The organism is Sporosarcina sp. E16_3, assembly GCF_017347125.1.
In the GTDB taxonomy this organism is placed as follows: Bacteria; Bacillota; Bacilli; order Bacillales_A; family Planococcaceae; genus Sporosarcina.
Window position 1 is genome coordinate 1 of the sequence record NZ_JADPRX010000074.1, and the last position, 1,462, is coordinate 1,462.

Annotated in this window: 1 protein-coding gene; it reads left to right on the top strand. The window is 39.1% G+C overall.

All coding sequences use genetic code 11. The annotated features are described in order from the left end of the window. Window positions 1–127: 127 nt before the first annotated feature. Window positions 128–1,462: transposase (locus I2483_RS19085; protein WP_207278644.1), on the top strand; the 1,335-nt coding region annotated here is incomplete at its 3' end.

Sequence of the window (1,462 nt, forward strand, 5' to 3'; positions counted from 1 at the left end):
TGAATCAATTTCATATCTCTGAGCCCTTGCGGCTCTAAGTATAAAACGGCAAGAAAAAAGAGCACCTCCCCAAATCCTGTATAATGAGAGTTCTGACACACACATTAACAGACTGGAGAAATGCTCTATGCCTATTATACGACAAGAAAGCCTGTTTGACATGCAAGTTTTATTTGATTTGGAACCTACCCATCGATTTAATTCAATTTTATCCGGTATTGAGATTCATCCGCTCCTTGACGTAGTAATGAAAAAGTCCAGATTCGGACCTAAACAATCTCTTAATTACTCTGCGATGATTTATTCATTGATCATTCGAATCACCGAGCGTATTCCTTTTATAAAAGACTTAGTAAAACGTCTCTCTACAGACTTACGATTTAAAGTTGATTGTGGGTTCTTGGTATCAGATGAAATCCCATCCGAAGCTTCTTATTCACGTATGATTACATTGATTAGCGAATCTGATGCGTTAGAAATTGTTCAAGAAACCCTACTTCTTCAGGCTATATCAGAAGGTTTCGTCTCAGATGAAACGATAGCCATTGATGCAACGCATGTAGAAGCACGTGATCGCGCTCCATATAAATCAGATAAGGTTGAAAAAGAGCCCAAAAAACGAGGGCGTAAAAAGAAAGAGGAACGTGAACAATGGCTAATTGAAAAAGCCGAAATAGAAGCGAATCTTCCGGTTTACGATAAGAAAATTGAAGATCAACTTGATGTATCACTTAAGGAACTTCGCTCCACAGTACCTACACAACCAAAATGGGGAATAAAGAAGAACAGTGAAGGGAAAAACGTATTTTGGTACGGATTCAAATGTCATCTGGCAGTTGGGACGAAGAGCCAATACATTCTTCAATCTCTGTTTTCCTCAGGTAATCTTAACGATGGAAAAGCTGCGATCCCATTATTAAAAGGTACTAAAGAACGCCTTCCGTTATTGAAAATAAAACATGTGACAATGGATGCTGGTTACGACTACCAACCAATTTATGAACAGATTTATCGAATTGGAGCGCAATCTATCATTGCTTATAATAAGAAGAACGAACCCGAGCCAATAGGCTTTGATGAGTATTTCGCACCCACATGCGTGCGGGAACATTCCTATCGTTATGATAGCTTCGATGCGAAGTACAAAACGTTGAAATACACACGGCCAAACGAATGTAAGGACTGCCCATTAGCTAACGACAGTCTATGTCAGAAAATCTATAAAAAGAAAATCACTGATGATCTAAGACGTTACACAGCACCAGCACGTGGGTCGATGAAATGGGATGAAATCTATAAGGAACGAAGTTCCGTTGAACGTGTAAATGCTTATCTAAAAGGCTTTTTTCTGCTAGATCAGATCTATCATTGTACAGGAGTCAAAGCCAAAGTTCATTTCGACTTGGTTCATATTGCGTACAATGCCAGTAAACTTGCGGTTGATCGTCTTACACAGCTTCAA